This is a genomic window from Gluconacetobacter johannae (genome assembly GCF_014174305.1).
Taxonomy (GTDB): Bacteria; Pseudomonadota; Alphaproteobacteria; order Acetobacterales; family Acetobacteraceae; genus Gluconacetobacter; species Gluconacetobacter johannae.
This window is the reverse complement of record NZ_JABEQH010000013.1, coordinates 88,571-111,943: the sequence shown is the minus strand read 5'-3', so window position 1 is coordinate 111,943 and position 23,373 is coordinate 88,571. Positions and strand designations below refer to the sequence as shown.

Sequence of the window (23,373 nt, the reverse complement as noted above, 5' to 3'; positions counted from 1 at the left end):
CGTAAGTCAGATGACCATGCCGGACGGCTTGCGCAGGACCAGCGTCGTCCAGTCGCCCTCGCGCAGGCGGCGTTCCAGGACCAGCCCCTGCCGCCGGTGGGCCGCCAGGACCATTCCGGCCTGGCTGTTCAGCAACCCGGCCAGGATCGCCGTCCCGCCGGGCGCCAGGTGCAATGCCAGGTCCTGCGCCATCAGGCACAGCGGGCGGGCCAGGATATTGGCGAAGACCAGGTCGAAGGGCGCGCGGCGCGACAGTCCCGGCGTCCGCCAGCCATTGCCCAGGCGGGCGTCGATCAGCGGACCCAGCCCGTTCAATTCCGCGTTCCGCGCCGTGGTGCGGACGGACCAGGGCTCGATGTCGATCGCCAGCACCGGACGATGCAGCAGGGCCGCCGCCGCCATGGCCAGGATGCCCGAACCGCAGCCCATGTCCAGGATCCGGCGGGGGCGGCGATGGGCGACCGCCTCAAGCGCGCGAAGGCAGCCGCGCGTCGATCCATGTTCGCCCGATCCGAAGGCGACGCCGGCATCGAGCGTGATGGTGATGCGGCGCGAACGCTCGGACGGGTCCAGATGCGTGCCGCGCACGGCGAAACGCCGGCCGACCGTCTGTTCGGGGAAGGATTCGTACGTGCGGGCCAGCCAGCCCTCGGCCTCGGTCCGGGTGCGGTCCAACGTGGCCTCATGCCCGGTCACGGCGGCGGCTATGGCCAGGGCGCCGGTCAGTTCCACCTCGCCATGGCCGGCGTCGCGGACGCCTTCGACCCGCCAGAAGAGCTGGCTGTCATCCATTTCGAAGATGCCGATGGTCGTGCAGACGACGGCCAGCGCGTCCTCGTACGCCTCGACGGCTTCGGCCGGGACGGTGACGGAAATGGTTTCAAGTTCCGTCGCATGCCGACGGGTCAGTCTTGTCATGATGTTTTCTCAACGAAGGTATCGAGGACACGCTTCAGGCCGGCTTTCTCGAACGCGACCTCCAGCCGGTTTCCGTCTTTGGACGAGACCGTTCCGTATCCGAATTTCTGGTGGAACACCCGGCTGCCCACGGCGATGCCCCGTTCGGGGCTGGTGGCGCCGCCATCGGGCACATCCGTCACGCGCGGACGGCGCGCCATCACCGGGAAGGCGGTGGCGAAGACCGGGACATGCCCGTGCCCCCGCTGGCGGGCCTGCGACGCGGCGCCGCTGAGGGTGACATGTTCGGGCGGCAGTTCGTCGATGAACCGGCTGGGAATCGCCGACTGCCAGTTGCCGTAGATCCGGCGGTTGGCGGCATGGCTGATGATGGCGCGAAGCCGGGCGCGGGTGATGCCGACATAGGCCAGGCGCCGTTCCTCCTCCAGCCCCTTCAGGCCGCCCTCGTCCAACGTGCGTTGCGAGGGGAAGACGCCTTCCTCCCACCCCGGCAGGAAGACGGTGTCGAATTCCAGCCCCTTCGCCCCGTGCAGGGTCATGATGCTGGCCCGCTCGGCGCCGGCATTCTCCTCGTTCTCCATGACCAGGGCAACATGTTCCAGGAAGCCGGCCAGGCTTTCGAAATCGGCCAGCGCGCGGACCAGTTCCTTCAGATTGTCCAGCCGGCCGGGGGCCTCGGGCGAGGTGTCGGCCTTCCACATGTCGATATAGCCGCTTTCCTCCAGCAGGGTTTCGACCACCACCACATGACCCTCGCGCGGCAGGGCCTCGCGGCCCCGGGCCAGGCACGACATCAGGGCGGTCATCTGTTCGCGCGCGCGGCCCTTGAGTTCGTTGCGCGCGATCAGATCCATCACCGCGGCGGCCAGGGGCATCTGCCGCTCGCGCGCGGTCAGGTGGAATTTCTGCATCGCGGCCGCGCCGATGCCCCGCCGGGGCACGTTGATGATCCGCTCGAACGCCAGGTCGTCCGCCGGCTGGTTCATGACCCGCATATAGGCCAGCGCGTCGCGGATTTCGGCGCGTTCATAAAAGCGCAGTCCGCCCACCACCCGATAGGGGATGCCCAGCGTAATCAGCCGTTCCTCGAACGCGCGGGTCTGGAACCCGGCGCGGACCAGGATTGCGATTTCCGACAGCGAATGGCCGCCGGCGCGCGCGCGCTCGATCTCCTCGCCGACCAGGCGGGCCTCGTCGTCCGAATCCCAGACCGAGACGACCCGCACCTTCTCGCCCGTCGCATCGTCGCGTCCCGGACGCAGCGTCTTGCCCAGCCGTCCGTCGTTATGCGCGATCAGCCCGGATGCTGCGCCCAGGATCTGCACGGTCGAGCGATAGTTGCGCTCCAGACGGACGACCGCCGCGCCGGGGAAATCGCGTTCGAAACGCAGGATGTTCTCGACCTCGGCCCCGCGCCAGGAATAGATCGACTGGTCGTCGTCGCCCACGCAGCAGATATTGGCGGGCTGGCCGTCGCGCTGGGCCAGCAGGCGCAGCCACAGATACTGGATGGTGTTGGTGTCCTGATATTCGTCCACCAGGATATAGCGGAAGAACCGGTGATATTGCGCCAGCACGTCCGGATGGGTACGCATGATCTCGGTCATGTGCAGCATCAGGTCGCCGAAGTCGCAGGCGTTGAGCTGCGCCAGCCGGGCCTGGTAGTCGGTGTAGATCGCGCGGCATTTTCCACCCGCGAAATCGCTGTCCTCGGCCGGGGTGACGCGCGCGGGCGTCAGGCCGCGATCCTTCCAGCGCTGGATCACGCCTAGGATGCCCTGGGGCGGCCAGCGCTTGGTGTCGATGCGATAGGGTTCCATCACCTGCTTCAGCAGGCGAAGCTGGTCGTCGGTGTCGAGGATGGAAAAGCCGCTGGTCAGCCCGACATATTCCGCGTGCCGGCGCAGCATGCGCGCGCACAGCGCATGGAACGTCCCCAGCCACAGCCCCTCGACCGGCGCGCCCAGCAGGGCGCCCACGCGTTCGCGCATTTCGCGCGCGGCCTTGTTGGTGAAGGTGACGGCCAGGATCTGGTTCGGCCGCGCCCGGCCGGACAGCAGGATATGGGCGAATCGCGTCGTCAGGACGCGTGTCTTGCCGGTGCCGGCGCCGGCAAGCACCAGCAACGGACCATCCGTCGTCTCGATCGCCGTCCGCTGTTCGGGATTGAGCCGCTGGAGGTAATCGGGACTATCGGAAAGAGGGGGCGAAATCTGGGTCACGGTTTCCGTATAGGGCGTCCCGAGGCTATGACCAAGCATGTGGCGCGCGCGCCACGCACGAAACAGGGGGCCGGATGGCACGACAGGGCGGGAAAGGGACGACGACGCCCGCACGGGGCGTTCCGTTTCGCGATACCGGCCCGCAGGGACATCGGGCCCGCATGCGCGCGCGGGTGCTGACGGCGGGCGCGGACTCGCTGGCCGACTACGAAATCGTCGAGATGCTGCTGTTCCCGGGCATTCCGCGACGCGATACCAAGCCGTTGGCCAAGGCGCTGATGAACCGGTTCGGCAGCCTGGCGGCCCTGCTGTCGGCATCGTCGGGCGACTTGCGCGCGGCAGGCCTGTCCGATGGGGCCGCGCTGCCGCTGATGCTGCCCGCGTGCGCGGCCACCCGCCTGTCGAGGCAGGAGCCGGTGACGCGCGCGCATGTCGGGGACTGGGACGCCGTGATGACCTATTGCGACACGGTGCTGGCCGACGCGCCGCCGGGGCAGTTGCGGATCCTGTTCCTGGACAGCGGCAACCACGTCATCGCCGACGAGACGCTGACCGCGGCGCTGGATGGCGGCGAACTGGACGCCCTTCAGCGCCATATCCTGCTGCGGGCGCTGGACGTCCATGCCACCGCGTTCGTCGGCGTCCGCATCGCCGCGTCCTGGCCGCCGTCGGCAGCGCAGATCGACCGCGACACCGTACTGATGCAGGCGATATCGCACCATGCCCAGACCTTGTCGCTGACCGTGCAGGATCACCTCCTGCTGGGCCGGGGGCGGTGGATCAGCCTGCGGCAGGAACGGCGGCTATAGCGCGTCAGACCGTATCCTGTTCGTCGGTCCCAGGCAGGGCGTGCACGACCCCGGCATGCAGATGCGCCGCCGCCAGTTGTTCGCGGATCGCTGACAGCAGTTCGCCGGGATCGTTGACCAGCCCATCCGCGCCGGCCTCGGTCAGTTCGGTCTCGCCGCCATAGCCCCACAGCACGCCCAGCGCGCGGATATGGTTCGCATGCGCGCCGCTGATATCGAACCGGCGGTCGCCGACCATGACCGCGCGATTGGTCGGGATGGCGTGTTCGCGCAGCAGGTCCGCGATCAGTTCGGGCTTCTCGGCGCCGCTGTCGTCGGGGCGGGCGCCGTACAGGGCCGTGAAATATTTCGTCAGCCCCCGCAGGTCGAGAATCGCGCGCGCGAGGTGAACGGGCTTCGACGTGGCAAGGAACAGCCGCGCGCCGGAGGAAACCACGCTCTCGATGACCTCCTGCATGCCCGTGAAGACCGGGCTGCGATGCATGCCGTGCCGCTCGTAATGATAGCGGTACAGCTTGACGGCCTCCTCGGCGCGGTCGTCGCCGTAATGTTCCAGAACCCGCGCGACCAGGTCGTGCAGCGGGGGGCCGACCACCCAGGTCAGGTCTTCCTTCGGATCGGGTTCATGGCCAAGATCACGCAGCGAATCGTGTAGAGAGCCAATAATGCCGGCGCGCGAATCAACGATGGTGCCATCAAGGTCGAGAAGAACAGCGTCACGATGGCTCAGAAACGACTGGAAATTCATGCGGATTATGGTCCTTCAGGCTCCATGAGGCCCACATATAGCAACGACGCCACGCCGATGCGACCTGCCCCGCGCCACGATCCCGTGTCCGGTCGGGCCAGCCTCGGAATGGGGCGAAACGGGTGACGGCCGGGCAGGCGGTCGATCCTGCCCGCGCCGCGATCCTGGCGGGGACGGGGGACGAACTGGACGACGGGGCGCTGATGGTCGCGATCCTGTCCCTGGCCCTGCCGGCCAGCGCCGATCGTCCGGGCATCGCCGGCCGGCTGCTGGCCCGTTTCGGAACGGTCGGCGGTGTCCTGTCGGCCGATGCGGACGATCTGGCGGCGGTCGAGGGCCGTGCGCCGGTCGGCGTCGCCGTGCTGCTGCTGCGCGAGGCGGCGATGCGCCTGATGCGGGCGCGGATCAGGCAGGGGAACGTGCTGTCGTGCCATGCGGACCTGATGGCCTATCTGCAGGCGGCCCTGGCGCGGGACGATGTGGAACAGTTCCGGGTGCTGTTCCTGGACCATCAGGCCCGGCTGATCGCGGACGAGGTGCTGGCGCGCGGGACGGTCGATCATACCCCGGTCTACCCGCGCGAGGTCATGCGCCGCGCCATCCGGCTGAAGGCGCGCGAGTTGATTCTGGTGCATAATCATCCGGGATGGAACCCGATGCCGTCGCGCGAGGATGTCGCAATGACCCGCCGGCTGGAACAGATCGCGACCGTGCTGGGCCTGTCCATCCGCGATCACATCATCGTCGGCAACGGGGCGTCCACCAGCTTCCGGCAGTCCGGGCTGCTCTGAGGTGGCCGGGGGCCGATTTCAGGACAGGATCTGGTCCGAGGTCATGGACGCTTCCTCGAGGCGATTGCGCCCCATGCGCTTCGCGGCATAGAGCGCCTGGTCCGCCCGCGAAATCAGCGTGTCCCGGTCCTCGTGATCCGTGCGGGTGGCAAGCCCCATGCTGATGGTGACATGGACCGTCGGGCCCTCAGGCAGCACGATCGAAGCCGCCGAGACGGCGTGCAGGGTCCGGCGCGCCATCGCCATGGCCTGCCCATGGCTTTCGCCCACGATCAGGATCGCGAATTCCTCGCCGCCGATCCGTGCGACCATGTCGCACTCGCGCATCGTCGCGCGGACGGTCTGGGCGACTTGGCGCAGCACGACATCGCCGGCCGGATGACCGTACTGATCGTTGACGCGCTTGAAATGGTCGAGGTCGAACAGCGCGACGGTCAGGTCGGACGGCGCGGTGTCCGACAGATGGACGCCCAGCACCTGGAAGAATGCGCGGCGATTGGGCAATGCCGTCAGTTCGTCGGTATTGGCGGCGGTTTCATAGGCGGCGGTGATCTGCCGGTTTTGCGCCTCCAGCGTCATCTGGTCGGTCACATCGCGGATCAGGCCGCCGAAACCGTCCCCCTCGTCCAGCCGATAGGCCAGGATTTCGACATGGCGAACAGTGCCGTCGCGGCGGTGAATGCTGACGACCAGCTTGATCTCGTCCCGGGTGCCGTCCGTCAGTTCCGCCTGGGCCTGGGCCAGGGCCGGCCGGTCCTCGGGCACCACATCGTCCAGGACTGGCTGGCCCAGCTTGGTGGTGACGTCGAAGCCGGACATCCGCGCATAGGCGGGGTTCAGGTAGCACCACCGGCCGGCGGCATCGGCACGGAACAGCACGTCGCCGACCCGGTCGGCCAGATGCCGGAAATCCTGGAACCGCTGTTCCGCCAGATTGGCCTTCTGGTCGCGCTGGGTCAGCACGGCCCCCAAAGGCAGCGCGCAGAAGAAGATGGTCACCAGGTAAAGCTGAAAAATATAAATCTTCATCGCAGCGGGGCCGTGAACCTGAATCAGCGGCCCGGTCTGGGTCAGGATGAAGAAGCTGCCGATCACGGCGACGATGGCCACCGACAGCGCGGCCCCCTTCGCATTGAGATGATACGTCGCCAGCAAAAGCGAGGGCAGGATCAGGAACTGGATCGGATAGCGCGATTGCGAGAACACGGCGAGCGATGTCGCGGCGACGAAGGCCATCAGGAACAGCGTCGTTGCCATGTGCGGTTCGGCGGCCGCAAGGCGCTGCCTGTCGCGTTCGGGAGACAACGCCAGAAGCATGGGTACGATTATCAGCAGGCCGGGCAGGTGCGACATCATCCAGAATTTGCTGCCGGCGACCCACGGATGATGTTCGCTGAACGACAGCGCCCCGCCCGCAACCACGGCGGACCCGATGACCGAGATGAAGATTGCCACTGCGAAACGAAAGGCCCACCCCGGCTGTTCGAAGGAATGCGCGACCGGGCTGATCCTGCGGACCAGCAGGGCCGCCATGGTGACTTCGACCATGTTGGCCAGGGCAAACCCCAGGACGATGCCCCAGGGGCGGTGGTCCCCGATATTAATCAGGATCGTCATGACACACAGCGCCATGACGTAAAGCCGGCCGTCGGATCGGGACGACCGCAACATCGCAACGACGATGATGGCGTTGGCGGGCCAGATGGTGGCGACCCCGCCCGCATGCTTGGTCCAGGTGACACTGACGAACGCGCAGATCGCCGCCAGAGCGAAAACCATTACCTGCGCTGTCTTTTTGTTTTCAAACAAGATGTCAGTCATTGCCCATGACCTGCCGACGCCGCATCCGTCCTAACAGGAAATACGCGGCCCGAGAACTGGGGGCGTCGCGTTGGCCGAAAATCGGAGCCAGCGGCCTGGGGATAGTTGGACTATTGGTATTCTGGTGCCGGGTGAGGGATTTGAACCCCCGGCCTTCGGTTTACAAAACCGCTGCACTACCGCTGTGCTAACCCGGCGACGCCATGATAAAGCGTGACGTTTATCATGCGAAAAACCTCTGGCCGATCATTCCGGGACATATCCGGCATCCGTCGGCCATGCGCGCCTTTCTGCCTTTCCCGCCGGCCTCGGTCAAGGGCCGAGTATGCGCCCGGCCCGTCGCACGCACATCGCCGTGACGAGCGGGGACGCGCCACATTCATGCCGTCATTATTGCGTTGAACTGCCCCGCATCGCAGGGGCGAACCCGCTGGCTCCGATGGGGTTGGCATCGTTTGAAATTTACCCCGGCGGGCAACCGGCAAGCCATCCGGTCGTTCGTTTCCGGAAAAGGGAAGGGGCAATTCGCGCCCCTACATCGTTGCAGGCAGCTTGAGGTTTTTGATGATGCTGGAATCCACGATTATCGAAATAGACGGTGTTTTCCTCGGCGCGGCCATCCTGCTTGCCGGCAGCCGCCTGCTGCGGTTCCATGCGGTGCATGACAGCGTCCGCGCCCTGCACAACCATATCCTGCCGGACCTGGATTCGCTGCGCCGCAAGGTGGGGCAGCATTTCCGCAAGATGATGCGCCCCCCGTCGCGCGCGACCTGAAACGGGGGGCCTCGGAAGGACGGGCCGATCAGGGCTGCTGATACAGCAGCCTGGCCCGGATCGTGCCCTTGAGGTCGCGCAGGCGCGCCAGGATGCGATTGTCCTTTTCGATGTCGCGCCCGGTATCGGCCTCGACGACCACATAGCCCAGTTCGCCGTCGGTCTGCAGGTACTGGGCGGTGATGTTGCTGCTTTCGGACATGAAGATCTCGTTGATCTGCAACATGATGCCGGGAACGTTGCTGTGGACATGCATGAATCGCGTGCCGCGCGGGCTTTCGGGCAACTGCACCGTCGGGAAATTGACCGCCCCCAGGGTGGAGCCGATGTCCGAATATTCGATCAGCTTGCGCGCGACCTCGACACCGATGCGTTCCTGCGCCTCGGCGGTGGAACCGCCGATGTGCGGGGTCAGGATGACGTTGTCCAGTTCCTGCAGCGGCGAGGAGAACCGGTCGCCCGCACCCTTGGGCTCGGTCGGGAACACGTCGATCGCGGCCCCCAGCAGGTGCCCGTCACGCAGGGCCGCGGCCAGCGCGTCCAGATCCACGACATTGCCGCGCGCGTTGTTAATCAGGAATGACCCCGGCTTCATCGCGCGGATCTGCGCCTCGCCGATCAGGTTGGCCGTGCTGGCCACCTGCGGCACATGCAGGCTGACCACGTCGCTCTGCGCCAGCAGGTCGTGCAGGCTGTCGACCGGGGCGGCGTTGCCATGCACCAGCTTGTCGATGACGTCGAAATAGATCACCCGCATGCCGAACGCCTCGGCCAGCACCGAGAGTTGCGAACCGATCGAGCCGTAGCCGACGATGCCCAGCGTCTTGCCGCGCACCTCCCAACTGTTGGCCGCGGATTTGGTCCATCCCCCCGCGTGGCACTGCACGGACTTGGGGAAGATCTGGCGCATCAGCATCACGATTTCGCCCATCACCAGTTCGGCGACCGAGCGCGTGTTGCTGAACGGTGCGTTGAACACCGGAATCCCGTGGTGTCGCGCCGCCTGCAGGTTGACCTGGTTGGTCCCGATGCAGAAGCAGCCGATGGCGATCAGGCGATCGGCGGATGCGATCACCTCCTCGGTCAACTGGGTGCGTGAGCGGATGCCGACGATGTGCACGCCTTCCAGGGCCTCACGCAGCGCCGGGCCTTCCAGCGCCTTGGTCAGCCGGGTGACATTTTCGTAGCCGTTGTTCTTCAGCAGCGCCACCGCGCTGTCGTGAATGCCTTCGAGCAGCAGGATACGGATCTTGTCCTTGGAGAGGGAAAGGTGGCTGGTGGTCTCGCTGCTCATGTCGAATACTCGCGCCTATTCGAAGAAGATGTCGCTCCTATCCGATCGACGGATAAATGCCTAGGGGCCACACCGACATCGGAGGTATGTCGTCTGTGTTCAAGACCGCGTCGGACGCCCGCTGCACAGCAGCGCCGAGGCCGTGTCCAGCAACGCCGGGTCGCCGACCGCCAGTACCGTTCCATCGCCATCGGCTCGCAGGGGGCGGCCGCTCCAGTCCGTCACGCGGCCGCCGGCGCCTTCGATGACCGGCACCAGCGCCGCCCAGTCCCAGATTTTCATCGTGCATTCGGCGACGATGTCGATCTGTCCAAGCGCCAGCAGTCCGTAGGCGTAGCAGTCGCCGCCCCAGCTGACGCGCTTCGCGCTGTGTCGCAGGGCGTCCCAATGCGGCGTGGGGGCGCCTTCGATCATCTCGGGCGCGGTGCAGGACAGTTCGGCCTGTCCGATATCGGGGCACCGGCGGGTGCCGATCGTGCCGGGCCAACGGGAGTCATAGCGGGTGGGGCGCCCCCGCACGCCGATCCAGCGTTCGCCGGTCACCGGCTGGTCGATCACGCCCAGGACGGGGACCCCGTCCTCCAGCAACGCGACCAGGGTTCCGAAGGTCGGCCGGCCGGTCAGGAAGGCCCGGGTGCCGTCCACCGGGTCGATGACCCAGCAATAGCGCCCGCCGGGGCGTTCCTGCCCGAATTCCTCGCCCAGCACCCCATGGTCGGGCAGGCGTTCGGCCAGCACGGCGCGGATGGCGCGTTCGGCCGTGCGGTCGGCGATGGTGACGGGGCTGCGGTCGTCCTTGTCGTCGGCGCCGACGCCCTGGCGGAAGAAGGGACGGATCACGCAGCCCGCGACGTCCGCCGCCGCCACCGCCGCCGCGACCAGTCGGTCGCTGTCATGCAGGGCCATGGTCATTTCCCGCCATCGGACAGGCTACGCAGGAAGGCGATGATGGCGGCGCGATCATTTTCGTCCGCCACGCCGGGGAAGGCCATCCTGGTTCCGGCGGCGAAGGCCGACGGGCTCTGCAACCAGGCCGACAGGCTGTCGTCGGTCCAGGTGTCGGCCTTGTGGGCGGCGAGGGCCGGGGAGAATTCATAGCCGGGAAGGTCGCCGATGTGCGTGCCCACGACGCCATACAGCGCCGGGCCGATCAGGGCCGGGCCGTCCTTGGCGAAGCTGTGGCACATGGCGCACATGCGCGCCGCCAGCGCCTGTCCGGCCTTGGGGTCGGCATGGGCCACCGCGTCGGCGATGGAATGCGGGGCCGCGGCCGGCTCCGGCGCTGCGGACGGGGATGCCGATGCGGGCGCGGGCAGGACGAAGGCCGGATGCGCCGGGGTAGCGGCCGGTACCGCCAGATATCCGGCGCCCCAACTGCCGCCCAGGGCCAGGGCGGCCACCAGGATGGCGGCTGCGATACGGTTGGCGTCCTTGCTGTCCAATACGATGCTCCAGCTGGGGGTACGGTTGCATGAGGGCGGGTCCTTACCTAGACTGCCGCCCGCCTTGTGTGAAGCATTGCCGGATTGTCCCGTAAAGGCGGGATTCCCATGTCCGCACCGGCAGTTCCGTCGTCCGGATCGTTTCCGCCGCTTCCGACCTGAGGCCCCGCTTCCCGCATGAACCCGATCGTTGTCATCCCCGCCCGCATGGCCTCGACGCGGCTGCCGGGCAAGCCCCTGGCCATGATCGGCGATCGCCCCATGATCCTTCATGTGCTGGACCGCGCCCGGGCGGCGGATATCGGCCCCGTCGTCGTGGCGGTGGCGGACGCCGAACTGGCCCGGATCGTCGAGGCGGCGGGGGGCGTGGCCGTCAGGACCGATCCGGCGCTGCCGTCCGGATCGGACCGCGTGTGGCAGGCGCTATGCCAGGTCGACCCGCAGGCGCACCACGATGTCGTGGTCAATCTGCAAGGCGACCTGCCGGGGCTGGACCCGCGCGCCCTGGCCGCGGCACTGCGTCCCCTGACCGATCCGGGGGTCGATATCGGCACGCTGGTCGCCCCCATGACCGACCCCGGGGAATCGGGGCGCGAGTCGGTGGTCAAGGCCGCCTGCGCCTTTGACGGCGACGACGCGGGGGCGGTGGCCCGGGCGCTGTATTTTTCGCGTGCTTCGGTGCCCTGGGGGCAGGGGCCGTTGTGGCACCATGTCGGGATCTATGCCTATCGCCGGCAGGCGCTGGCCCGCTTCGTCGGCCTGGCGGAATCGGCGCTGGAGAGGAGGGAGAGGCTGGAACAGCTCAGGGCCCTGGAGGCCGGAATGACGATCGGATGCTGCCGCGTCGCCACCGCGCCCTTCGGGGTGGACACGCCCGACGATCTGCAACGGGCCCGCCAGGTGCTGGCAGGTGCGCGATGACCGCACCGTCCTCCACGCCGCCTGGCGGCACGATCGCGTTCCAGGGGCAGCCGGGCGCCTATTCGGACCTGGCCTGCCGCCAGGCGCGGCCGGGCTGGACGACGCTCCCGTGCGCCACGTTCGCCGATGCGATCGCGGCGGTGCATGACGGCCGGGCCGATCTGGCGATGCTGGCCTGTGAAAACAGCCTGGCGGGGCGGGTGCCGGACATCCATGCCCTGTTGCCCCAGGCCGGCCTGTATATTGTCGGCGAGCATTTCCAGCGGGTCGAGCACTGCCTGATGGGGGTGCCGGGCGCCCGCCTGTCCGATGCGCGGCGGGTCCACACGCACCCTGTCGCCATGGCCCAGATCAGGGGGATCATCAGCGAACTGGACCTGACCCCGGTCGTGGAATTCGACACCGCGGGGGCCGCCGAACTGGTGGCGCAATGGGGCAATCCCGAGGACGTGGCCGTGGCCTCGTCCCTGGCGGCGGACCTGAACGGCCTGACGATCCTGCGCCGCAACGTCGAGGACGCGGCCCACAACACGACCCGATTCTACATCGCATCGCGCGAGGCGCTGCGCCCCGCGCCGGGACAGGCCGGCACGATCACGACGGTGCTGTTCCGCGTCCGCAATACGGCAGGTGCGTTGTACAAGGTCCTGGGCGGCTTCGCGACCAACGGCGTCAACATGACGCGACTGGAAAGCTACATGCTCGACGGGTCGTTCGCCGCGACCCAGTTCCTGCTGGATGTCGAGGGCCATCCCGACGACCCGGCGCTGGGCCGCGCCCTGACCGAACTGGCGTTTTTTTCCGAAGTGTCGACGATCCTGGGCGTCTATCCCGGATCGCCCTTCCGCCGGACGGTGGAACAGGGCGCGGCCGGCTAGACCGCGCCGGCGGAACCGCCGGTTGGCCCGTGCTGCGGCGGGCCTTATGATGCGGATGGGGGTGGACGGTTGTCTTCCGGGGGCGTCCCGCATTAACAGGACAGGCAGGATTGCCGTCTATCCGCTGCATCGGCCCGCTGTAGCGAATGGGCGGCGCATTTTTTCAGAACGTACGACATCAAATGGAAACGACCATGTTCAAGGGTTCCATCACCGCCCTGATTACGCCGATGAACGAAGACGGATCGCTGGATCTTCCGGCGTTCGGCCGATTTGTCGACTGGCAGGTCAAAGAGGGATCGTCGGGCGTGGTCCCCGTCGGCACGACGGGCGAAAGCCCGACCCTGACGCATGACGAGCATGCGCGCGTGGTCGAATACACGGTCGAGACCGTGGCCGGGCGCGTCCCCGTGATCGCCGGGGCCGGCTCGAACAGCACCGCCGAGGCCGTGGGCATGGCGCGGCATGCGAAGCGGGTCGGGGCCGATGCGGTCCTGGTCGTGACCCCCTATTACAACAAGCCGACGCAGGAAGGGCTGTACCGCCATTTCATGGCGGTTGCCGACGCGACGGACCTGCCGTTGATCCTGTATAATATTCCCGGCCGTTCGGTGGTCGAGATCGCGGTCGACACCATCGCGCGGCTGGCCCGGCACGCCAATGTCGTGGGCGTCAAGGACGCCACGGCCAATCTGCTGCGTCCGCTTCAGGTCCGCCAGGCCATCGGACACAAGCCGTTCAACCAACTGTCCGGCGAAGACGGTACGGCGGTGTCGTTCCTGGCGGCTGGCGGCGACGGCTGCATCAGCGTCACGTCGAACGTCGCGCCGCGCCTCTGCGCGGAGATGCAGCGTGCATGGCAGGACGGGCGGGTGGCGGACGCAATGGCGATCCAGGACCGGCTGCTGCCGCTGCATGATGCGCTGTTCTGCGAAAGCAGCCCCGTTCCGGTGAAATATGCGGCAAGCCTTCTGGGCCTGGCCAATGAGGCCTGCCGCCTGCCGCTGGCGCCCCTGGCGGAGGCGTCGCGCGCACGGGTGCGGGACGCCCTGCGGCTTGTCGGCCTGCTGGACTAGGATCATGGCCGAAAAACGCAAGAGCGGCATGATCTCGACCGGGATCGCGGCCCAGAACCGGAAAGGCCGTTTCAACTATACGATCCTGGAGACGATCGAAGCCGGGCTGGTGCTGAAGGGCCCCGAGGTCAAGAGCCTGCGGCTGGGCCGGGCCACGATCAACGAGGCCTATGCCGGGGATCGCAACGGCGAGATCTGGCTGTTCAACAGCTATATCCCCGAATATCAGGGCGGCGTCCTGTCGCGCTTCGAGACGCGCGCGCCCCGCAAGCTGCTGCTGCACGGCAAGCAGGTGGACAAGCTGCTGGGGGCCGTGGCGCGTGACGGCGTGACCCTGGTGCCGCTGGACATCCATTTCAACGCGCGCGGGCTGGCCAAGGTGACGCTGGGGATCGGCGAGGGCCGCAAGAAAGCGGACAAGCGGCAGGCGATCGCCGATCGCGACTGGCAGCGCGACAAGGCGCGGCTGATGCGGAACAAGGGCAGGGGCGACTGAGGGGCAGTACGCCTCAGGGCGCTGCCCTGAAACCCACCAAAGGGCATCGCCCTTTGGAAACCCAGTCGTTTCATTCATGATCGGGGCCCAGGGCCTCAGGCCCTGGTGGGTTCGGGCAAAGCCCGACTGTCCCGGCGCGGCAGGCATCCCCCGAAAACGCAGACAGGGCCACCCGAGGGCGGCCCTGTCCTATGTTCGCCGGTAAACCGGGGTCCGTCAGTCGACGCTGATGGACGCGGCCTCGGGGCCCTTCTGGCCCTGAACCACCTGGACGTTGGCCGTCTGGCCTTCGGTCAGGCCGGTCAGGCCCGAACGCTCCAGAGCGGACGCATGGACGAAGATGTCCTTGCCGCCGGTTTCCGGCGTGATGAAGCCGAAGCCCTTGGTCGCGTTGTACCACTTGACCACGCCGCGCATCTCCTGCGCGTGCGACAGGTCAGGGGCCGGGCGGGACGGACGGGCGCCGCCGAAACCACCGGGGGCACGCGGGGCGCCGAAACCGCGGGGGCGCTCGGGCTGGGCCGTGCTTTCATCCACCGAAACAACGGCCGCGACCTGGCGACCCTTGGGGCCCTGGCCGATCTTCACGACCAGCGTCGTGCCGGGGGACACGGAGTCATGGCCGCTCTGCGCCAGCGCGTTGGCGTGGAGGAACACATCCCCCGAACCATCGGCCAGCTCGACGAAGCCGAAGCCCTTCTCGCCGTTGAACCACTTGACGGATGCACCAATTTCCGGCCCCGAGGCGAGAACCTGAGAAGGGCTGCTCCCCATCGGACGACGAGGTGCGCCGCCGCGATCGCCAAACGAAGGCGACGGCATGAAATCGTCATCAAATCCGCCGCGGCGCGGGGAGCGGGGGCTGCGGTCGGTCCTGTTACTTCTCAACGGTCGTAATCCCGAGGTCTAGATGGCGGGTCCCTGTCCCAGGAAACCACCTGATGAAAACTTTTTTGCAGAACAAGGCGTCCTGTCCCCATGCCCCTGCCGTGACGGATGGCCGGGCCGGAAAGCATCCTTGTTCCGCATGGACCCTAGCACGAAAGCGCCGGTGTCCGATACAGATAAGCATATAGGCCGCCCGGGGTTCCATCATGATTTGACGTCCCTGACCGGTTCGTGAGCACAAGAATTATGTCAGCTCGGCGATCACGATTGTCCGTTCCGGGCTTTCTCGGAAAGGCCGAACGATTTAGAGAGGTCAAAACAGATCTTTAGGAGCGAGGAGCCGATGAGCCAGCCGAGGATTTCGACAATGACCGACTGGCTTCTGCGGGTGGGCGCGCTGGCGGCGGGTTTCGGCGGCCTGGCGACATGGGCGGCGCCGGCCGGCGCGACGCCGCTGCAGGATCCGTACGGCACCTGGACCCTTCAGGGCGAGAACGACGCGGTCAGCACCCTCAAAGGCACGTCGGACCAGAACTACACCAGCGGCCTGCGGCTGAACTGGACATCGGGCACCGACAACCAGCCCGCGCCGATCGAGACGATCAACCACGCGATCATGGGCCGCGGCGTCACCCGCATCAGCCTGGGCGTCCAGCAACTGATCTTCACGCCGCACGACACCCAGACCCCACTGCCCCAGCCGCATGACCGTCCCTATTCCAGCCTGCTGCTGGGCACCGTCAACCTGATTAACGATACGGACCTGTCGCGGACGGTGTTTGGCATCCAGTTCGGCGTCATGGGGCCTGCGGGCCTGGGGCGGCAGCTGCAGAACGGTTTCCACGGCGCGATCGGCGATACCAAGAACCAGGGCTGGAACCATCAGCTGCAGAACCAGCCGATCTTCCAGGTCCAGATGGGCCGGACGTGGCGCCTGCCGCTGGCCGACGTGTTCGGTATCTCGATGGACATGCTTCCGGCGGCCTCGGCGGCGGTGGGCGATTACCGCATCTACGGATCGGTGGCCGACACGTTCCGCATCGGGCAGGGGCTGAACAGCGATTTCGGCACCCCGACCATCGGGCCGGGCGTCGACGGGACGGATGCCTATACCCTGACGCGCCCGGTCGCATGGTACGCGTTCGGCAACGTCACGGGCAGCGCCGTGGGGTATGACGCCACGTTGCAGGGCAATACCGTACGCAGCAATTCGCCGCACGTGCCCGTCAACTGGGACGTGGGCGAGATCCATGCCGGCGTCGCGGTCATGTGGCACGGCATGCGCCTGTCCTACAGCCAGGTCTGGCAGACCCAGCAGTTCCGTGGGCAGCGCAGCGGCCTGTTCAACTACGGATCGCTGGCGCTGTCGGCGAAATTCTGACCTGACGCCGGGGTGTGTCGCGACCCGGATCGACCGGTCGCGGCACACCCCATTCCGTTCGGGTCATCCGGACCGCAGGGTGCGGGCCGCGTCGTTCCTGGCGAACAATTCCAGCAGCATGGCCAGCGCGTCGCGCCGGGGGCCGGTGATCCGGCCGTCGGGCGCCACCACCCGTTCCGCGTCCTGCGTCGCCAGCGTCACCAGCAGGTCGAGGCGCGCACCCGTCGCCAGCCGCAGGTCCGGCAGGCCGGACTGGCGCCGGCCGGTCAGGTCGCCACCGCCGCGCAGGCGGAAATCCTCATCCGCGATCAGGAAGCCGTCATCGGTGTCGCGCAGCAGGGCCAGCCTGCGCCGCGCGGTCTGTCCCAGCGCGTCATCGTGCAGCAGCAGGCAGAACGATTCGCCGGCCCCGCGTCCGACACGCCCGCGTAGCTGATGCAACTGGGCCAGGCCGAAACGCTCGGCATGCTCGATGACCATGACCGTCGCGGCCGGAATGTCCACCCCGACCTCGATGACCGTCGTCGCCACCAGCAGGCGTGTCCGCCCGGCGGCGAAATCGGCGATCGCGGCCTCGCGCACCGCGATGTCCTGCTGGCCGTGCGCCAGGCCGACGATGGGGCCGAAACGTTCGGTCAGGGCGGCGAAGCGGGCCTCGGCCGCCGCGATGTCCATCGATTCGCTTTCGGTGACCAGCGGACAGACCCAGAAGATCCGCGCACCCCGCCCGATCGCGCGACTGACTCCGTCCAGCAGGTCGGCAATCGACGCCATGCCGTGCAGCGAGGTGCGTACCGGCTGCCGGCCGGCCGGTTTCTGGTCCAGGCGGCTGACCTGCATTTCCCCCCATTGGGTCAGCAGCAGGGTGCGGGGGATGGGGGTGGCGGTCATCACCAGGACGTCGGTCAGATGGCCCTTTTCGCCCAGCAGCAGGCGTTGCTCGACGCCGAAGCGATGCTGTTCGTCGATGACGGCCAGCGCCAGGTCGTCGAACGCCACCTTGTCCTGGAACAGCGCGTGGGTGCCGATCACCAGCGGGGCCGCGCCCTGGGCGATCTCCTCCAGCACCGTCTTGCGGGCGCGTCCCTTGATGCTGCCGCTGAGGAAGGCCACGGGCACCGGGGCCAGCTTCTGGAACGTTGCGTAATGCTGCCGCGCCAGGATTTCGGTCGGCGCCATCAGCACGGCCTGGTGGCCGGCCTCCGCCACGCCCAGCATCGCCATCAGCGCGACCAGTGTCTTGCCCGCGCCCACATCGCCCTGCAGCAGCCGCATCATGGGGTTCGGGGCGGCCAGGTCCTGGTCGATGTCGCGCAGCGCGCGGATCTGCGCGCCGGTCGGCGCATGGCCGAAACGCGCCAGGGCGGTCTCGCGCAACGCGCCGGTTCCCGCGATCGCGCGGCCGGGCCGGTTGCGGTTGCGCCGCCGCGCCTCGACCATCGCGATCTGCCCCGCCAGCAATTCGTCGCAGGCCAGGCGCAGGCGCGCGCGCTCGGCGGCGGCCGTATAGGCATCATCGCGCAGCAGTTCGGCGAAGGCGGCCGGGCAGTGCAGATGCCGCAGCGCCGTTTCGAAATCGGGCCAGTGGCGGCGCGCCACCAGCGCGGGGTCCAGCCATTCGGGCACCGCCGGAAACCGCAGGAACGCCTGGTGCAGCGCCCCGCGCACATGGCGGGGAAACAGGCCCGCCGTCAGCGGCCAGACCGGTTCAAGGGCGGGAATCGAGTCGGCGCGGTCCTGCGGGACGATATGGTCGGGATGGGCCATCGACAGCCGGTCGCCGAATTTCTCCAGCATGCCGGACACCACGATGGCCGAACCCACGACCATCTGCCGCGCCTGGTAGGGCGAGAAGAACACCAGGTCGGCCACGCCGCTGTCGTCCGCCACCTGGACACGCCAGGGCTGGCGTGTCCCCCGCGCGGGGGCGTCGATCCGCCGGACGGTGACCGCCAGCGTGCAGATCCGCCCCGGCACGGCGTCGCGCAGCAGGGGGCGATAGCGGCGGTCGATGACCGATTCCGGCAGGTGGAACAGCAGGTCCATCACCCGCTCGCCCCGCACGGCCCGCGCCAGCAGCCGCGCGACCGCCGGCCCCACCCCCGGCAGGGTGTCAAGCGGGGCAAGCAGCGGGGCGAGGTTGTTCCCCCGGCCGTCCTGAAGGATGATGCCCGACACGCGTTCCTTGTCCGCTCTTTCCAATGCCCCCAGCCGGGCTGACAGAACCCTGTCGCAGGGCTATAGGACAGCGACGCCAGGGAACAAAACGAAACCATGTCTGGGCAGGGTACTATGGCTGTCGATACTTCCGATCTCGCGACCCTCGATCCGCGCCGCCGCCGGATCTACTACCGCGCCACCCATCGCGGCACGCATGAGACCGATATCCTGATCGGCGGCTTCGTCGCCCCGCGTCTTGCCGGCATGACCGATGCCGAGCTGGACGCGCTGGAGGCGGTGATGGACCTGCCGGACGCCGACCTGGCGGATTGGCTGAGCGGCCGTCGCCCGGTCCCGGCGGACGTGGATGGACCGATGATGCGGGCCATCATCGCCGATGCGAACGACCCCGCCCGCCAGGCCGCGATCCGGGGAGTGCGATGACCGCGGCGGCCGGATCGCCGTCGCCCGCCATCGCCACCATATGGGGCGTGCCGGACGGCTATGACGCCTTCCTGCTGGCCCGCCGCCTGGGCGAGCATGGCGGCCCCATCCTGCATGTGGCGCGGGACGATGCCGGGATGGCGCGGATCGGCGACCAGCTGGCCCTGGTCGCGCCGAACGCTGAAATCCTGCGGTTTCCGGCCTGGGACTGCCTGCCGTACGACCGCGTATCGCCCAACCCCGCCATCGTCGCCGAGCGCGTGGCGACCCTGACCCGGCTTCTGGAGCCGGCGACGGCGCCCCGGGTGGTCCTGACCACGGTGGGCGGGCTGGTGCAGCGCGTGGCCCCCCGCGCGGCCTTCCAGGGCCAGTCCCTGACGCTGGCCACCGGTGAAAGCCTGGACCAGGCTTTCCTGATCGAATTGCTGGTCGCCAATGGCTACAACCGCACCGATACGGTCATGGAGCCCGGCGAATTCGCCACCCGGGGCGGCATCTTCGACATCTTTCCGGCCGGCGAGGCCGAACCCGTGCGCCTCGACCTGTTCGGCGACGAGGTCGAGAACATCCGCCGCTTCGACCCCGCCACCCAGCGATCGACGGAACGGCTGGACCGGTTCGTCATGCGGCCGGTGGCCGATTTCTCGCTGGACCAGGCCAGCGTGTCGCGCTTCAGGACCGGCTGGCGCGACCTGTTCGGCCCGGCGGCGGCGGCCGATCCGATCTATCAGCATGTCTCCGACGGGCGGCGCCATGCCGGGCTGGAACATTGGCTGCCGCTGTTCCACGAGCATCTTGAAACGCTGATCGACTATCTGCCCGGCGTGTCGGTCATCCTGGCGCATCAGGCGCAGGATGTGCTGACCGCGCGGCTGGAAATGATCGCCGATCATTTCGAGGCCCGCCGCCAGCCGGTGCGTGAGGGCGAGGTCCCGTACCGCCCCCTGCCGCCGCATCTGATGTATCTGGACCGCAAGGGCTGGGACGGAGTGCTGTCCGGCCGCCCGGTCATGGCGTTCAGTCCCTTCGCCCGCCCCGATGACGGCCCGGGAGTCGATGCCGGCGGTCGGCCGGGCATCCTGTTCGCGCGCGGCACCGGCACCGACTCCCGGGAAAACGTGTTCGCGCTGCTCGAGACGCAGGTGCGGCAGTGGGCCGAGGTCGGGCGTCGCGCCTATGTCACGGCCTGGAGCCGCGGCTCGCGCGAGCGGATCGCCACCTTGCTGCGCGAACATGGCATGATGGTCGAAACCTACCCGGACTGGACGCGCGCCCGCGACCTGAAGCCTGGGGCGATCGGCCTGCTGACGATGGGGCTGGAACGCGGATTCGTCGCCGACAATCTGGCCTTCGTGTCCGAGCAGGACCTGCTGGGCGAGCGGATATCGCGTCCGCCCCGCCGCCGGAAGAAGGCCGACCAGTTCATTGCCGAGGCGTCGGAAATCGCGGCGGGCGACCTGGTCGTCCATCAGGATTACGGAATCGGCCGCTATGATGGGCTGGAGACGATCGGCGTGGGCAGCGCGCCGCACGACTGCCTGCGGCTGGTCTATGACGGCAACGAAAAGCTGTTCCTGCCGGTCGAGAACATCGAGCTGCTGAGTCGCTTCGGCTCGGACCAGGCAGGGGTGGCGCTGGACAAGCTGGGCGGGGCCTCGTGGCAGAACCGCAAGGCCCGGATGAAGCAGCGCATCCGCGACATGGCGGGCGAGCTGATCCGCACCGCCGCCCTGCGCGCCCTGCGCGAGGCGCCCAGCCTGACGCCCGCCGAAGGCCTGTGGGACGAATTCTGCGCCCGCTTTCCCTTTGTCGAGACCGAAGACCAGTCGCGCGCCATCGCCGACGTGCTGGAGGACATGGGGTCGGGTCGCCCGATGGACCGCCTGGTCTGCGGCGACGTGGGGTTCGGCAAGACCGAGGTCGCGCTGCGCGCGGCCTTCGTCGCCGCCATGTCCGGCGCGCAGGTGGCGGTGGTGGTGCCGACGACCCTGCTGGCGCGCCAGCATTTCCGCACCTTCTCCGCCCGGTTCGCGGGCTTGCCGGTGACGGTCGCGCAACTCTCGCGCATGGTCACCGCCAAGGACGCCACAGCCGTACGCAAGGGCCTGGCCGACGGGACGGTCAACATCGTCATCGGCACCCATGCGCTGCTGGCCAAGACGGTGCAGTTCGCCGACCTGGAGCTGCTGATTATCGACGAGGAGCAGCATTTCGGCGTCGCCCACAAGGAGAAGCTGAAGGCGCTGCGCGAGGACGTGCACGTCCTGACCCTGTCGGCGACGCCGCTGCCACGCACCCTGCAACTGGCGCTGACGGGGGTGCGGGAAATGAGCCTGATCGCGACCCCGCCGACCGATCGCCTGGCGGTACGCACCTTCATCATGCCGTTCGACAGCGTGGTGATCCGCGAGGCGATCCAGCGCGAACGATTCAGGGGCGGGCAGATCTTCTGCGTCGTGCCGCGGATCGAAGACCTGGACCGGATGGCCACCCGCCTGCACGACATCGTGCCCGACGCCCGGATGGTGCAGGCCCACGGACGCCTGTCGCCGACCGAGCTGGAACGGGTCATGACCGAGTTCAGCGACGGCAAGTATGACATCCTGCTGTCCACCAACATCGTCGAGAGCGGGCTGGACATGCCGGCGGTGAACACGCTGATTATCCACCGCGCCGACATGTTCGGGCTGGGGCAGTTGTACCAGTTGCGCGGCCGGGTGGGGCGCGGCAAGCAGCGCGGCTATGCCTACCTGACCTGGCCGCAGACCCATGTCCTGTCCGCCGCCGCCGAAAAGCGGCTGGAGGTCATGCAGACGCTGGACACGCTGGGCGCGGGCTTCACCCTGGCCTCGCACGATCTGGACCTGCGCGGCGCGGGCAACCTGCTGGGCGACGAGCAGTCGGGGCACATCCGCGAGGTCGGGATCGAACTCTACCAGCAGATGCTGGAAGACGCGGTCGCCGAGATGCGGGCCGAGAAGGGACGCCGCAAGATCCAGGACCGCGACTGGACGCCCAACATCATCCTGGGCCTGCCGGTGCTGATCCCCGAAACCTACGTGACCGACCTGCCGGTGCGGCTGGGCCTGTATCGCCGGATCGCCGCCCTGGCCGGCGACGCGGAAATCGAGGCGATGGAGGCCGAACTGGTCGATCGCTTCGGCACCCTGCCGGACGAGGTCCGGAACCTTCTGGACGTGGTCGCGATCAAGCGACTGTGCCGCGAGGCCGGGGTGGAACGGCTGGAAGCCGGGCCGAAGGGCATGGTCATCCAGTTCCGGGGCAATCATTTCGCCAATCCGGGTGGGCTGGTGACGTGGATCGCGACGCAGAAGGAGGGCAATGTCCGCCTGCGCCCGGACCACAAGCTGGCCCTGGTGCGGGAGATGACGAACGCGCAGCGCATTCGTCTGGCCAAGGACACTGTCCTGACGCTCGGCCGGCTGGCAGGCCAGGAGAAGGCGGCCTGACGCGGACAATACGAAAGGAACAGGCGACATGAAGATCGATCTGACGGGCCGGACGGCCATCGTCACGGGCTCGACGGCGGGAATCGGGCTGGCCATCGTCGTGGCCCTGGCCGAAACCGGGGCGGAGGTCGTCGTGAACGGACGCGGCCAGGACCGGGTGGACGAAGCCCTGGCCCATGTCCGCGCCCGCGTGCCCACAGCGCGGCTGCGCGGGGTTGCGGGCGACCTGGGGACCGAGGCGGGGGTCGCCGCCTTCATCCAGACGGTGCCGCGGGCCGATATCCTGGTCAACAATCTGGGCATCTTCGAGCAGGCCGAATTCCTTCAGACGCCCGATTCCGCCTGGCAGCATTTCTTCGACGTCAACGTCATGAGCGGCGTCCGCCTGACCCGCCACTACCTGCCGGGGATGGTGGAAGGAAAATGGGGGCGGGTGGTCTTCATCTCCAGCGAATCCGCCCTGAACATTCCGGCGGACATGATCGCGTATGGCTTCAGCAAGGCCGCCCAGGTCGCGATCGCCCGCGGACTCGCGGAAAGCGTTCCGGGCACCGGGGTCACCATCAATTCGGTCCTGCCCGGCCCGACCCGGACCGAGGGCGTGATGGCGATGTTCGAGCACGCCGCCCGCGAGAGCGGCCGCCCGGTCGCCGAGATCGAAGCCGAGTTCATCCCGGCGCACCGTCCGACCTCGCTGATCCGCCGCCTGGCGGAACCGGAGGAGATCGCCAGCATGGTGGCCTATGTCTGTTCGCCGCAGGCGTCGGCGACGACCGGGGCCACGCTGCGGGTCGAAGGCGGGCTGCTGCGCCACCCCGGCTGAGGGGACTCAGCCTCGGA

At 68.0% G+C, this 23,373-nt stretch carries 20 protein-coding genes and 1 tRNA gene; 11 read left to right on the top strand and 10 right to left on the bottom strand.

Annotated elements, in window-relative coordinates; all coding sequences use genetic code 11:
* Positions 1 to 6: 6 nt before the first annotated feature.
* Together HLH21_RS10930 and HLH21_RS10925 are read right to left on the bottom strand one after the other, a co-directional pair.
* Positions 7 to 918: a 50S ribosomal protein L11 methyltransferase gene (locus HLH21_RS10930; RefSeq protein WP_182943785.1), complete on the bottom strand. Its 912-nt coding sequence runs from the start codon at positions 916 to 918 to the stop codon at positions 7 to 9.
* Positions 915 to 3,179 carry an ATP-dependent helicase gene (locus HLH21_RS10925; protein ID WP_220789773.1) on the bottom strand — a complete coding sequence of 755 codons (2,265 nt, stop codon included), beginning with the start codon at positions 3,177 to 3,179 and terminating at the stop codon, positions 915 to 917. The genes HLH21_RS10930 and HLH21_RS10925 overlap by 4 nt, the downstream gene beginning before the upstream one ends.
* A 35-nt stretch (positions 3,180 to 3,214) precedes the next feature.
* On the opposite strand from HLH21_RS10925, the gene HLH21_RS10920 reads away from it, so the two are divergent.
* Complete coding sequence (locus tag HLH21_RS10920; RefSeq protein WP_182943784.1) at positions 3,215 to 3,949, top strand: JAB domain-containing protein; 735 nt, start codon at positions 3,215 to 3,217, stop codon at positions 3,947 to 3,949.
* A gap of 4 nt (positions 3,950 to 3,953) precedes the next feature.
* On the opposite strand, the gene HLH21_RS10915 is transcribed toward HLH21_RS10920, so the two are convergent.
* Complete coding sequence (locus HLH21_RS10915; RefSeq protein ID WP_182943783.1) at positions 3,954 to 4,697, bottom strand: HAD hydrolase-like protein; 744 nt, start codon at positions 4,695 to 4,697, stop codon at positions 3,954 to 3,956.
* Between the two features lie 122 nt (positions 4,698 to 4,819).
* Here HLH21_RS10915 and HLH21_RS10910 point away from each other — a divergent pair, with 122 nt between their 5' ends.
* Positions 4,820 to 5,488, top strand: a complete 669-nt coding sequence (locus tag HLH21_RS10910) for a JAB domain-containing protein (RefSeq protein ID WP_264812056.1) — start codon at positions 4,820 to 4,822, stop codon at positions 5,486 to 5,488.
* Positions 5,489 to 5,506: 18 nt separating this feature from the next.
* Here HLH21_RS10910 and HLH21_RS10905 read toward each other — a convergent pair whose 3' ends face one another.
* Both HLH21_RS10905 and HLH21_RS10900 read right to left on the bottom strand, forming a co-directional pair.
* Positions 5,507 to 7,267: a sensor domain-containing diguanylate cyclase gene (locus HLH21_RS10905; RefSeq protein WP_246379601.1), complete on the bottom strand. Its 1,761-nt coding sequence runs from the start codon at positions 7,265 to 7,267 to the stop codon at positions 5,507 to 5,509.
* A gap of 164 nt (positions 7,268 to 7,431) precedes the next feature.
* Positions 7,432 to 7,506: transfer RNA gene (locus HLH21_RS10900), tRNA-Thr, on the bottom strand.
* Between the two features lie 367 nt (positions 7,507 to 7,873).
* On the opposite strand from HLH21_RS10900, the gene HLH21_RS10895 reads away from it, so the two are divergent.
* Positions 7,874 to 8,083: a hypothetical protein gene (locus HLH21_RS10895; protein ID WP_246379599.1), complete on the top strand. Its 210-nt coding sequence runs from the start codon at positions 7,874 to 7,876 to the stop codon at positions 8,081 to 8,083.
* A gap of 28 nt (positions 8,084 to 8,111) precedes the next feature.
* Here the strand turns inward: HLH21_RS10895 and serA are convergent, their stop codons facing one another.
* The 3 genes from serA to HLH21_RS10880 form a co-directional block, all read right to left on the bottom strand.
* Positions 8,112 to 9,377, bottom strand: coding sequence for a phosphoglycerate dehydrogenase (serA, locus tag HLH21_RS10890; RefSeq protein ID WP_182943781.1), 1,266 nt, complete (start codon positions 9,375 to 9,377; stop codon positions 8,112 to 8,114).
* Positions 9,378 to 9,476: 99 nt separating this feature from the next.
* Positions 9,477 to 10,289, bottom strand: coding sequence for an inositol monophosphatase family protein (locus tag HLH21_RS10885; RefSeq protein WP_182943780.1), 813 nt, complete (start codon positions 10,287 to 10,289; stop codon positions 9,477 to 9,479).
* Positions 10,286 to 10,819, bottom strand: coding sequence for a c-type cytochrome (locus HLH21_RS10880; RefSeq protein ID WP_182943779.1), 534 nt, complete (start codon positions 10,817 to 10,819; stop codon positions 10,286 to 10,288). The genes HLH21_RS10885 and HLH21_RS10880 overlap by 4 nt, the downstream gene beginning before the upstream one ends.
* 177 nt (positions 10,820 to 10,996) lie before the next feature.
* Here HLH21_RS10880 and HLH21_RS10875 point away from each other — a divergent pair, with 177 nt between their 5' ends.
* The 4 genes from HLH21_RS10875 to smpB all read left to right on the top strand — a co-directional run bounded on the left by HLH21_RS10875 (position 10,997) and on the right by smpB (position 14,190).
* Positions 10,997 to 11,740 (top strand): 3-deoxy-manno-octulosonate cytidylyltransferase, encoded by a 744-nt coding sequence (locus HLH21_RS10875; RefSeq protein WP_182943778.1) that lies wholly within the window; start codon positions 10,997 to 10,999, stop codon positions 11,738 to 11,740.
* Positions 11,737 to 12,618, top strand: coding sequence for a prephenate dehydratase (locus HLH21_RS10870; RefSeq protein ID WP_182943777.1), 882 nt, complete (start codon positions 11,737 to 11,739; stop codon positions 12,616 to 12,618). Before HLH21_RS10875 ends, HLH21_RS10870 begins: the two co-directional genes overlap by 4 nt.
* Positions 12,619 to 12,800: 182 nt before the next feature.
* Entirely contained in the window at positions 12,801 to 13,694 is an 894-nt protein-coding gene (dapA, locus tag HLH21_RS10865; RefSeq protein ID WP_182943776.1) for a 4-hydroxy-tetrahydrodipicolinate synthase, read from the top strand.
* 4 nt (positions 13,695 to 13,698) lie between these two features.
* Complete coding sequence (gene smpB, locus HLH21_RS10860) at positions 13,699 to 14,190, top strand: SsrA-binding protein SmpB (RefSeq protein ID WP_182943775.1); 492 nt, start codon at positions 13,699 to 13,701, stop codon at positions 14,188 to 14,190.
* A gap of 216 nt (positions 14,191 to 14,406) precedes the next feature.
* Here smpB and HLH21_RS17155 read toward each other — a convergent pair whose 3' ends face one another.
* Positions 14,407 to 15,078 (bottom strand): cold-shock protein, encoded by a 672-nt coding sequence (locus tag HLH21_RS17155; RefSeq protein WP_182943774.1) that lies wholly within the window; start codon positions 15,076 to 15,078, stop codon positions 14,407 to 14,409.
* A 367-nt stretch (positions 15,079 to 15,445) separates the two neighbouring features.
* Here HLH21_RS17155 and HLH21_RS10850 point away from each other — a divergent pair, with 367 nt between their 5' ends.
* The gene (locus HLH21_RS10850; protein ID WP_182943773.1) at positions 15,446 to 16,459 is read left to right on the top strand and encodes a lipid A deacylase LpxR family protein; all 1,014 of its coding nucleotides are present in this window, start codon (positions 15,446 to 15,448) and stop codon (positions 16,457 to 16,459) included.
* Between the two features lie 63 nt (positions 16,460 to 16,522).
* Here the strand turns inward: HLH21_RS10850 and recG are convergent, their stop codons facing one another.
* On the bottom strand, positions 16,523 to 18,637 hold the full coding sequence (gene recG / locus HLH21_RS10845) for an ATP-dependent DNA helicase RecG (RefSeq protein ID WP_182943772.1): 2,115 nt from the start codon (positions 18,635 to 18,637) through the stop codon (positions 16,523 to 16,525).
* Between the two features lie 114 nt (positions 18,638 to 18,751).
* On the opposite strand from recG, the gene HLH21_RS10840 reads away from it, so the two are divergent.
* The 3 genes from HLH21_RS10840 to HLH21_RS10830 are packed head-to-tail and all read left to right on the top strand — an operon-like array spanning position 18,752 to position 23,356.
* A complete protein-coding gene (locus tag HLH21_RS10840; protein ID WP_182943771.1) occupies positions 18,752 to 19,063 on the top strand; it encodes a succinate dehydrogenase assembly factor 2 in 312 nt (103 codons plus the stop codon).
* Entirely contained in the window at positions 19,060 to 22,533 is a 3,474-nt protein-coding gene (mfd, locus tag HLH21_RS10835; RefSeq protein WP_182943770.1) for a transcription-repair coupling factor, read from the top strand. The genes HLH21_RS10840 and mfd overlap by 4 nt, the downstream gene beginning before the upstream one ends.
* 28 nt (positions 22,534 to 22,561) lie before the next feature.
* Complete coding sequence (locus tag HLH21_RS10830; protein ID WP_182943769.1) at positions 22,562 to 23,356, top strand: SDR family NAD(P)-dependent oxidoreductase; 795 nt, start codon at positions 22,562 to 22,564, stop codon at positions 23,354 to 23,356.
* Positions 23,357 to 23,373: the final 17 nt, after the last annotated feature.